8 protein-coding genes and 1 pseudogene are annotated in these 9,156 nt (G+C 69.6%); all 9 read right to left on the bottom strand.

What is annotated here, in order from left to right:
* Positions 1-70: 70 nt before the first annotated feature.
* Entirely contained in the window at positions 71-1,096 is a 1,026-nt protein-coding gene (gene hpnH / locus VXC91_RS39230; protein WP_329512138.1) for an adenosyl-hopene transferase HpnH, read from the bottom strand.
* A gap of 5 nt (positions 1,097-1,101) precedes the next feature.
* Positions 1,102-1,743 (bottom strand): phosphorylase family protein, encoded by a 642-nt coding sequence (locus VXC91_RS39235; RefSeq protein WP_329512139.1) that lies wholly within the window; start codon positions 1,741-1,743, stop codon positions 1,102-1,104.
* Positions 1,743-3,743, bottom strand: coding sequence for a squalene--hopene cyclase (shc, locus tag VXC91_RS39240; protein ID WP_329512140.1), 2,001 nt, complete (start codon positions 3,741-3,743; stop codon positions 1,743-1,745). Before shc ends, VXC91_RS39235 begins: the two co-directional genes overlap by 1 nt.
* 187 nt (positions 3,744-3,930) lie before the next feature.
* The gene (locus tag VXC91_RS39245; RefSeq protein WP_329512141.1) at positions 3,931-5,061 is read right to left on the bottom strand and encodes a polyprenyl synthetase family protein; all 1,131 of its coding nucleotides are present in this window, start codon (positions 5,059-5,061) and stop codon (positions 3,931-3,933) included.
* Positions 5,058-6,503: a hydroxysqualene dehydroxylase HpnE gene (gene hpnE, locus VXC91_RS39250; protein ID WP_329512142.1), complete on the bottom strand. Its 1,446-nt coding sequence runs from the start codon at positions 6,501-6,503 to the stop codon at positions 5,058-5,060. Before hpnE ends, VXC91_RS39245 begins: the two co-directional genes overlap by 4 nt.
* Positions 6,500-6,640: a DUF6380 family protein gene (locus VXC91_RS47280; RefSeq protein WP_408057590.1), complete on the bottom strand. Its 141-nt coding sequence runs from the start codon at positions 6,638-6,640 to the stop codon at positions 6,500-6,502. Before VXC91_RS47280 ends, hpnE begins: the two co-directional genes overlap by 4 nt.
* Positions 6,640-7,590 carry a presqualene diphosphate synthase HpnD gene (gene hpnD, locus VXC91_RS39255; protein ID WP_329512143.1) on the bottom strand — a complete coding sequence of 317 codons (951 nt, stop codon included), beginning with the start codon at positions 7,588-7,590 and terminating at the stop codon, positions 6,640-6,642. The genes VXC91_RS47280 and hpnD overlap by 1 nt, the downstream gene beginning before the upstream one ends.
* A complete protein-coding gene (hpnC, locus tag VXC91_RS39260) occupies positions 7,587-8,519 on the bottom strand; it encodes a squalene synthase HpnC (RefSeq protein WP_408057591.1) in 933 nt (310 codons plus the stop codon). The genes hpnD and hpnC overlap by 4 nt, the downstream gene beginning before the upstream one ends.
* 330 nt (positions 8,520-8,849) lie before the next feature.
* A pseudogene (locus tag VXC91_RS39265) lies at positions 8,850-9,156 on the bottom strand (ABC transporter ATP-binding protein); the annotation flags it as partial.

The raw sequence follows: 9,156 nt of genomic DNA on the forward strand, positions 1-9,156 counted from the left end.
CGACACGCGTCGCTGCGCGATGGGCCGGGCCGGCACCTCGGGGACGCCCAAGGAAACGGCGGTCATCACATCACCGCTGCTTTCCGGTGGTCATGGTCTCGCGCGCGGCCCTTAGGGACTCCTTCAGGGAGCCCATGGTGGCGAGCACGGCGGTCGGCTCGTATCCGCAGTGCGCCATGCAGTTGGCACAGCGCGGGTCCTTGCCGCGGCCGTACTGGTCCCAGTCGGTCTCCTCGAGCAGTTGCTTGTACGTGGCCACGTACCCGTCGCTCATCAGATAGCAGGGCTTCTGCCAGCCGAAGAGTGAGTAGCTCGGGATCGCCCACGCGGTGCACGGGAAGTCGACCTTGCCCTCGAGGAAGTCCAGGAACAGCGGGCTCTGGTTGAGCCGCCACCGCCTGCGGTTGCCGCCCGCGAAGGCCTTCTTGAACAGCTCACGGGTCTGCTGGACACCGAGGAAGTGCTCCTGGTCGGGGGCCTTCTCGTAGGCGTAGGCGGGCGAGAGCATCATCTCGTCGACCTGCAGGTCGTCGTTGAGGTAGTTCAGCACCTCCACGATGGTCTGCGGGGTGTCCGTGTTGAAGAAGGTCGAGTTGGTGGTGACCCGGAAGCCGCGTCGCTTGGCCTCCTTGATGGCCTCCACCGCCTCGTCGAAGGTGCCCTCCTTGGCCACCGAGGCGTCATGCCGCTCGCGCAGCCCGTCGATGTGAACGGCCCAGGCGAAATAGGGGGAGGGCTTGAACTTGTCCATCTTCTTGCGCATCAACAGTGCGTTGGTGCACAGGAACACGAACTTCTTCTTGGCCACCAACTGCCGTACGATCTCGTCGATCTGCGGATGCATCAACGGCTCACCACCCGCGATGGACACCATGGGGGCGCCGGACTCGAGAACCGCTCCCACGGCCTGGGCGACGGGCATGCGCTGCTTGAGCACACCTGCCGGATGCTGGATCTTCCCGCAGCCCTCGCACTTGAGGTTGCAGGCGAAGAGTGGTTCCAGCTCGACCAGCAGCGCGAACTTGTCCCGCCTCTTGAGTTTCTGTTCAAACAAATACGTAGCGACCTTGATGGACTGGCGCAGCGGCATGGCCATCTGGCTCACCTCCGAGGGAGCAGCAAAGAACGGTGCCATTCGAAGAAAGCGGGAAGGACGGCACGCAGGACGCGGAAAGCTGATATTCCACCGCGCAAGGTGCCGATACGGACAAGTTCATGTTCTGGAGCGTCCACGACCACCCGGACGGCCGCAACCGGGCGCGCTCCCGCGCGCACGGCGCTGTGAATCGTGGCCGCGGACTCCATGTCGACCGCGATCGCGCCGGTCGCGAGCAGCTCAGACCGCTCCTGACCTCGGACGACGTGGTCCGAGCCGGTGAGCGGCCCGGTGTGGATGGTGCGCCCGGGCAGGGCGCGCGCGAGCTCCTTGACGAGCAGGTCGGTGCCGGCGCACGGGGTGGTGCCGCGCGGGTCCCGGGTCTCCTCGGCGACGACCAGGTCGCCGGGGTGCATGCCCGGGGCGAGGCCCGCGCAGAAGCCGGTGGCGACGACGGCCGCCCCGGCGAATGCGGGGTCGTCGAGCACCCGGGTGACCGAGCGTTCGGCCGCCCGGGGACCCATACCCGTACGGAGCAGGGTGATCGGCCCGTCGGCACCCGTGTGACCGCCACTGCGCAGGGCGAGATGCTCGATGCCGAGCGCGCAGGCGATCAGCAACGGGGCCTGTTCGGGCTTCTGGCTCATCAGCTCCCCTTGGCCTCGGCGAACGGCTCGCCGTTGACGTAGCGGCCGAGCGCCGTGAGCGGGAAGACCTGCCGGTAGAGGTGGTAGTTGATGGAGAAGTCCCAGGGGAAGCCGGTGCCGGTGAAGTGGGGCTCGTCCCAGGACCCGTCGTCGTTCTGGGTCCGGGCGAGGAACTCGATGCCGCGCTCCACGGCCTTGCTCTCGCTCTCCTCCGCCGCCAGCAGCGCCAGCAGCGCCCACGCCGTCTGCGAGGCGGTGGAGGCACCCCGGCCGGTCCACTCCTGGACGTACCTGTAGGAGCGCAGGTCCTCGCCCCAGCCGCCGTCGTCGTTCTGCACGCCCTCCAGCCAGGACACGGCCCGTCGGATCGCCGGGTGCGAGCCGGGGATGCCCGCGGCCACCAAGGCCGGCACCACCGAACCTGTGCCATACACGTAGTTGACGCCCCAGCGGCCGAACCACGAACCGTCCGACTCCTGTTCGGCCAGCAGCCACTCGATGCCCCGGCGGGTGCGCGGGTCGTGGGAGAGTCCCTCGACCGCGAGCATCTCCACGACGTGTGCGGTGACGTCGGCGGACGGCGGGTCGATGACCTCGCCGAAGTCGCAGAACGGCAGCCGGTTGGGGAACGAGCTGGTGTTGTCGACGTCGAAGGCGCCCCATGCGCCGTTCTTGGACTGCATGCCGAGGTTCCAGCGCACCCCTCGCCCGATCGCCTGCTCGAGGCGCTCCGGATCGTGGTGCCGGACGCGGCGCAGCGCGAGGATCACCTCGGCGGTGTCGTCGATGTCGGGGTAGTTGTCGTTGTGGAACTCGAACGCCCAGCCGCCCGGCGGAAGTTGGGGGCGCTTGACCGACCAGTCGCCCGGCCGGGCAATCTCCTCGCCGAGCATCCAGTCGGCGGCCTTCACCAACTGCGGGTGGTCGGCGGGCACTCCCGCGTCGGCGAGTGCGATGGTCGCGAGGCAGGTGTCCCACACCGGGGACTGACACGCCTCGATCATGCGGGCGCCGTCCTCGCGCCACACGGCGAACCGGTCCAGCGACGCGATGCCCTCGCGCAACACGGGATGCTCGAGGTCGTAGCCGAGCAGGTGCAGGGCGATGATCGAGTACACCGCGGGCGGCTGGATCCCGCCCCAGCAGCCGTCGTTCTCCTGACGCTCGATGATCCAGCGCGAGGCGGCGTCCATGGCTGCCTTGCGCAGTCGGCGCGGGGCGACCTTGCGGTAGTGGTGCAGTGCCTTGTCGAGCCGCTGGAAGACACCGTCCCAACTCGCCACCGGGGCCGGCTCCCTGGCCGGACTGGGGTTGCTCGGGTCGGTGTGCAGCTCCTCGAGCGGGAACGGGGCCGGACGCACCGGGCGCTTCGCCGAGACGATGGTGAGCGGCACGATGGTCTGGCGCGCCCAGCATCCGAAGTCGTAGATGTTCAGCGGCATCCACTTCGGGAAGTAGATGAGCTCCGGCGGCAACTCCGGCAGGTCCTCCCACCTCCACCAGCCGAACAGGGCGAGCCAGATCCGGGTGAAGACTCGGGAGGCGGCGATGCCGCCCTGTTCACGGATCCACGCGGACGCTCGCGCCATGTGGGGCTCGTCCGGTGCGTCACCGGCCAGGCGCAGGGCCACGTACGCCTCGATCGTGGTGGACAGTTCGCCGGGCCCGCCGTAGAAGGTGGCCCAGGTGCCGTCCTCGCGCTGCTCACCGCGGATGAACAGCGCGGCGGCGTGCGTGGTCTTGTCGTCGCGGATGCCCAGGAACTGGCGGAGCAGGAGGTCCTCGGCGTCCATCGTGACATTCGTCTCGAGGTCGCCCTTCCACCAGCCCTGGGCGTCCTGCCCCGCGAGCAGGAAATCGGTCGCGCGCCGCATGGCGCGCTCGGCGGCGTCTCGAATACCGACCGGCCCGGCCGCCACCGGGAGCGGTTCGTCTGTTTCCGTGGCCGAGTCGGCGCGAGGCGGCAGTGCCCCGGTGCTTCCGTCGGTCGTCGCTGTCATGGCATCCCCTTCGTGCAGTCATTCAAGTCGTGCTGCTTTGGGTCCGCCGTCGGCCGGTGCGCGTGGACGATGCGGGTCCCCTCGCTCGCAGGACTCCCCTCACCCGAACGGAGTCGGGTGAGGGAGGAATCGAGAGCGGGGGAGGCACCGGCCGGCGACTACGCGAGGTGTGTTCGACCGATAGTGATCATCTCTTCCGTACGACGACGAAATCGGCGAGCGCCGTGAACTGCGCGCGCACCTCTTGGGGCATCCGGACCGATTCCAGGGCTTCGACGGCGATCGCATGCTGGCGACGCGCTTCCTGGGTGGTCCACTCGCGGCCGCCGGCCTCCTCGATGAGTGCGGCCCGCGCGGCGAACTCCTCCTCCGAGAAGTTCTCGAAGTCGCTGCTTTTGGCGTCCTCGGCGAGGATCTCCCCGAGCCGCTCGGAGGCGGGGCCGCCCGCCGCCAGCGCGGCAACCACCGGCAGGGACTTCTTTCGCTGGCGCAGGTCGCTCCAGGTCTGCTTTCCGGTGGCCTCCGGGTCGCCCCAGATGCCGAGGAGGTCGTCGACGGCCTGGAACGCCAGGCCGAGGTGGTAGCCGTACTTCTCCAGGGTGTCGGCGGTGCCGTCGTCGGCCCCGCCGAGGACGGCACCGATGGAGGAGGCGCAGGCGAGCAGGGCTCCGGTCTTGTTGCCCTCCATCTCCAGGCACTCCTCGACGCTGACGCGGTCACGGTGCTCGTAGGAGATGTCCTGGGCCTGACCGTCGATCAGCGCGCGTGTGGCCCTGGTCAGACGACGGGTGGCGCGGCCGGCCTCGACGGTGCCGAGCTCCAGCAGCACCTCGTTGGCCAGGGCGAACAGGGCGTCACCGACGAGGATGGCCTGCGCGGGACCGTGCACCTTCCAGACGGTGTCGCGGTGGCGGCGCTGTTCGTCGCCGTCCATCAGGTCGTCGTGCAGCAGCGAGAAGTTGTGCACCAGCTCGACCGCGACCGCGCCCGGTACGCCCACCTCGGGCGCTCGGCCCGCGGCCTGCGCGGAGAGCAGGGCGAGCGCGGGACGCACCGCCTTGCCGCCGTCGCCGTCCGCGGGGTTGCCCTCGGCGTCGATCCAGCCGAAGTGATAGGCGGCGACGGTGTCCATGGGCGGCGCCAGTCGGTCCACTGCCTCCCGCAGCACCGGGGTGGCCAGGGTCCGGCCGCGCTCCAGAAGCGCGGACACGTCCACCGCGTCGGCAGCCGTCTCGGCCGGGGGCACAGTGGGCACAGTCTCTCCTCTTGTCGCGATACCGGGGTTGCGGGGGCCCGCCCCGTGCGGACCGGCGCTCATGCCGCCTCCTCGAAGAGGTCGAGCAGATGTGCGCCGGACCGGCCCAGGGCGCCCAGCGCGGCGGCCGCCGCGCCGACTCCACTACGGACCGCACTTTCCATGGTCGCGGGCCACCCGGTGGCGGTCCACGCTCCGGCCAGATAGAGGCCGGGGGCCTTGGTGCGGGCGCTGGGCCGCAGCCGCCCGACACCCGGGGTGGGAGCGAACGTCGCCGTACGCTCCCGCGTCACGAAGAAGTCCTTGACCTCGGCGTCACGGGCACCCGGCAACAACCGTTCCAGCTCCGGCAGATAGCGCTCGCGGAGCACGGCGACGGGTTCGTCGATCTCGTCCTGTGCCGCCGACTGCGACAGTGCCAGGTACTGGCCCTCGCGCAGCCTCGAGGCCTCGGTGCGGTCGAAGACCCATTGGACCGGGGAGCCCAGCGCGGCGAAGAACGGCCTCCCGAGCACCTTGCGGTCGTAGACGACATGGACGTTGAGGATCGGCGCCGTGCCGATCTCGAGCAGCCGTTCGGGGGCGTCGAGGGCTCCGGCGGGCAGCAGACCGTGCGCCTCGCGCTGTGGGACGGCGAGGACGACCGCATCGGTTTCGATGCGCTCGCCGGGAACCTGAACGCTCCAGATCCCGTTTTCGTCAATGGAGATGGAGGTGACGCGTGTACGAATCTCGGTACGGACACCGGCGGAGTCGAGCGCCTTGCGGGCCAGCCGGTCGTGCAGTTCGCCCAGCGGGACGCGAGCCCATCCGATGTCGGCCGCACCCGGGTCGGACAGCAGTCCCGTCTTGAACACCATCGCGGCGAGCCCGAGCGAGGCGTCTTTGGCCACCGCGTTGAGGGTGGCGACCCCGACCAGGTCCCACAGTGCCTCGACGGCACGCGCCGACTGACCGTGCGCGGCCAGCCAGTTGCCGAAGTCCTGTGCGTCGAGCGCCGGATCCGCGAGGTCCAGCGCCCGGAGCGCGAGTGCGGCGCGCCCCACCTTGGCGCGCTCGACGAGGGAGAGGTGAGGGTAGGTGGCCAGGCTGCGCCCGAGGTGCAGGGGTACGGGCAGTGCGTCGCGCCGGAGTCTGCCCAGCCGTCGTCCCGGTGCGGCGTCCGCGTCGAGAACAGGTACGTCGAGACGATCCTGCAACGGGGCGAGCGCAGCCGCGTCGATGCGGTCGAGGAACCACCGGTACGCGGTGCAGCAGCGCAGATAGACGTGCTGGCCGTTGTCGACGGTCAGGTTGCCGCGCTCGAAGGAGAAGGCGAGGCCGCCGAGGCGGGGGCGTCCCTCCAGCAGGGTGACCCGCACGCCGGCATCGGCGAGCGCAAGCGCGGCCGTGATCCCGGCGAGCCCCCCGCCGACCACCACGGCGGAGGTCCCGGACGCCGACGGTGTCCCGGGGCGCCCAGAGGCGTCCGGGGCCAGGCCCTCCGGCAGTGTGCCGTCGCTCATCGTGGTTCCTCCCCTGCCGGTCCGCCGTGGTGCTTGAACCATGCACGGCAGGCCGTCGCAGTCAGGGACGCCGCGCCGCACCGGAGGGTTGCCTGCCGCTTTTCGGCGGCGGCATCACCTGGGAGCGGATTGTCCATCAGGCGCGCCTCCTGACGGTCCGCCGGGACACATTCCTCGCGTCCAGACCCGACAGGCCGCGCACGGCGACATATGCCTTCTCACGGCCGGGCAACGAGACCCGTCCGCGCAGCACGGCCTCCGGCTCGCGCTCGATACGGTCGAGGAGCCGACGGTAGATGCCGGCCATGGCGGCGACGCAGGCCCCGCTGCGCCGGTCGAGCATGGGCAACAGCCGGTAGCCCTCGGCGAAAAGGGCACGGGCCCGGCGTACCTCGAAGTGCACGAGGCCCGCGAAATCGGACCCCTCGGGTGGGGTCGGCCCGTGGAATCCGGCCGAGCAGCCGAACTTGGCCAGGTCGTCCGCGGGCAGGTACACCCGCCCACCCTCCGCGTCCTCGCGGACGTCGCGGAGGATGTTGGTGAGTTGCAGCGCGAGCCCGAGCGTGTCGGCATACTCCGCAGCACGCTCGGCTCCTCGCGCCCCCGGCTCGGTGCCGAACACACCCAGTGAGAGCCGTCCGATGGCCCCGGCCACACAGCGGCAGTAGACCTTCAGGTCGTCCCAGGTCTCGTAGGTCTCGCCGCGTACGTCCATGAGGACGCCGTCGATGAGTTCGTCGAGACCGCCGAGCGGGATCGGGAAGTGGCGGGCGGCGTGAGTCAGCGCGACACCGACGGGGTCGGTGTCGTCCTCGGCCACCTTTCCGGCGCGGATCCGCTCCAGCAGCGCCCTGGTCTCCTCCAGCCGCTCGGTCTTGACGTCGGCCGACAGCTCGCCGTCGCCGATGTCGTCGACCCGCCGCGAGAACGCGTAGAGCGCCGACATCGCCCGACGCTTGGGGGTCGGCAGGAGCCTGATGCCGTACGCGAAGTTACGCGCCTGCTGCCCGGTCACGGCCTCGCAGTAGCTGTAAGCGGCAAGTACCGACGGGGACAAATGCTGTTCCGACTCCACGGTCCGGATCACCCCTCTCCTCGCAGAGTCACGCCCACCTCGCGCAGCAACCGGAGCTTGCCGGGCTTCGGCGGGCCGGGAAGTACGTCGTATTCGGCGGCGGCGATCGCATGGATCGCCGCCCTTCCTCCCGCCACGAAGCCCGCGAGCAACAGCTTCAGCCTGCCGTGGACGCTACCCACCAGGGGGGCGCCTTCATTCAGGAGGTCGCGGGCGCGTTCTGCTTCGTACGCAACCAGTGCGCGCACCGATGCGCCTGCCGTGGTCGTGGCGAGATCCCCCTCCTGGACATGAAACCGCTTCATGTCCTCGGCGGGCAGATAGATGCGGTCGCGGCCGAAGTCCTCGGCGACATCCTGGAGGTGTTCGACGATCTGCAGGGCGGTACAGATCGCGTCGGAGCGGCGGATGCGCTCCGGGGTGGCGGTGCCCGTGACGGCCAGGACGAGCCGGCCGACCGGGTTGGCGGACAGTTCGCAGTACGCGAGGAGGTCGTCGTAGGTCTCGTACCGGCCGACGAGCTGGTCCTGACGGTTGGCGGCGATCAGGCCGAGGAAGGGCTCGGGAGTGAGGCCGGCCCGTCGGACCGTAGGCTGGAGACGGACCAGGATCGGGTGACGCGGTGTCGAGTCGAACACCCTGTGCAGGTCGGCCTCGAAGGCGTCCAGCAGAACGATGCGGTCCCCGGCCTCCTCAGGGGACACGCCGAGCAGACGGGCGTCCGCCCCGCCGGGGGCCAGATCGCCGTCGCCGATGTCGTCGACGAGCCGGGCGAAGCCGTAGACCGCCATCAGATCTGCACGCCAGGCCCTGGGCAGGAAGAAGGGTGCCACGGGGAAGTTCTCGTCCGCGGCTTTGTCGAGGGTGCCGCGCACCGGGTCGCCGGCGCGCGCCGTCCCGGTTTGGATCACCGCTCGCCGCCCGACGTGGAGACGGCACATGTCCCGCGGAGCCGGAGACTTTCCGTAGCCATTGCCGTCACATCTCCCGTTCTACACTGCCGACCCAATACATCCTATTTCGGACACGCCGCCCGGCCTTCCGCGCAGCGCAGCAGGTGTGCGGGCGCAGCGCATTATCGCCCCACTTGCCGCGAATCAGCACCCGTACAGCTTACGTTGTACAACTCGGCGAGGTTCGTCGGGGTGTCCTGCACATCACAACAACACACCGATTGGCACCAAGATTCCTAAGCGCAAACAGACTTGACATTTCCTTTGCAGACGCAGGACCCCGCCGGACCGTTCCGGCGGGGCCCTGGGCAAAACGGGTCACTTGCCCGTGAACTTCTCGTACTCCCTGAGGACCTCTTCGGTCGGACCGTCCAACCGCAGCTCACCACGTTCCAGCCACAGGACGCGGTCGCAGGTGTCCTGGATCGACCTGTTGTTGTGACTGACCAGAAACACCGTGCCCGCTTCCTTGCGCAGCTCCCTGATGCGTTCCTCGGAGCGCGTCTGGAACTTGCGGTCACCGGTGGCGAGTGCCTCATCGATCATGAGGACGTCGTGGTCCTTGGCGGCCGCGATGGAGAAACGCAGCCGCGCCGCCATGCCGGAGGAGTAGGTGCGCATCGGC

Origin of the sequence: Streptomyces chiangmaiensis (assembly GCF_036281785.1) — a bacterium.
GTDB classification, from domain to species: Bacteria; Actinomycetota; Actinomycetes; order Streptomycetales; family Streptomycetaceae; genus Streptomyces; species Streptomyces chiangmaiensis.